Origin of the sequence: Shewanella sp. Sh95 (assembly GCF_001308045.1) — a bacterium.
GTDB lineage: Bacteria > Pseudomonadota > Gammaproteobacteria > Enterobacterales > Shewanellaceae > Shewanella > Shewanella xiamenensis.
Genome location: NZ_LGYY01000166.1, coordinates 1 through 1,089 on the forward strand (window position 1 = coordinate 1; position 1,089 = coordinate 1,089).

Below are 1,089 nucleotides of genomic sequence, written 5' to 3' on the forward strand. Positions count from 1 at the left end.
CCCGATTTCAGATAATAAGTGCGACATTCATGGAAAGGTGTAGAAGAGGAAGCCAACTGCTAAAAGTGGTACGCTCTTCTCGCCAAAGAAACAAGCAGTACTACCATGAATTATCAGCAGTTGACCGAAGGCAGAAGATACCAGATTTCTGCTCTTTTGGAACGGGGGATTTCAGTTTCTGAGATTGCTAAAACCGTTCAGTGCCATCGCTCCACGGTATATCGGGAGCTTAAACGTGGCAGCAAGGGCAGTCATTATTGCCCAAACGAAGCTCAGGTGTTATCACTCAAAAAACGCACATTAGCGCGTAAATACAGAATACCTCAGGAGCGTGTTGATTTTATCCGCCTCCTTTTAGAAGCGGATTGGAGTCCAGAGCAGATTTCCAGTGTATTAACTAAAGTCGGTGCCGCTGTCAGCTATGAGTGGATCTACCGATTTGTTGCGCAGGATAAACGCTCGGGTGGCAAGTTATATCGCCACTTGAGGCAAGGTCACAAGCGGTATCGTCGCGGTAAAAAAGAGAAAGCACCAGCGATCAAAAATGCGGTTTCTATCGATGATAGGCCAAGCATCGTTGACAGTAAGGAGCGATTTGGTGATTGGGAAATCGACACCGTATTAGGCAAGCACGGCACGGGGGCGATGGTGACTATTTTAGAGCGTAAAACACGATTTTACTTGGTGAAGAAAGTGCCATCCAAGTCAGCGGATGATGTCACTAGAGCAACCATAGAGCTACTCATGCCTTACAAGGAGCATGTCCATACCATCACGGCAGATAACGGGAGAGAGTTTGCAGGCCATGAAACCATCGCAAAGGAGTTGGAGGCTGATGTTTACTTTGCCCACCCTTATAGTTCTTGGGAGCGTGGAGCCAATGAGAATGCTAACGGTCTTTTAAGGCAATATGTGAAGAAAGGAACCGACCTAACAACGGTAACAGACAGTGATATTGAATTCGCTTTATCACGGATAAATTATCGACCGAAAAAGTGTTTAGATTTCAAGCAACCAGCGATTGTCTTTAAAGAAATGGTATTGGCTGCTTGATATTGGCGAGTGTCGCACTTCGCAGTTGAATTCGGG

Annotated in this window: 1 protein-coding gene; it reads left to right on the forward strand. The window is 46.0% G+C overall.

Translation table 11 applies throughout. The features are described 5' to 3' along the window. The first annotated feature begins 105 nt into the window (after window positions 1–105). Window positions 106–1,053, forward strand: coding sequence for an IS30 family transposase (locus AEA42_RS11975; protein ID WP_055647838.1), 948 nt, complete (start codon window positions 106–108; stop codon window positions 1,051–1,053). Window positions 1,054–1,089: the final 36 nt, after the last annotated feature.

Excerpts from the sequence above, each read along its gene's own strand:
- AEA42_RS11975 (WP_055647838.1), top strand. The coding sequence starts at position 106 with ATGAATTATCAGCAGTTGACCGAAGGCAGAAGATACCAGATTTCTGCT.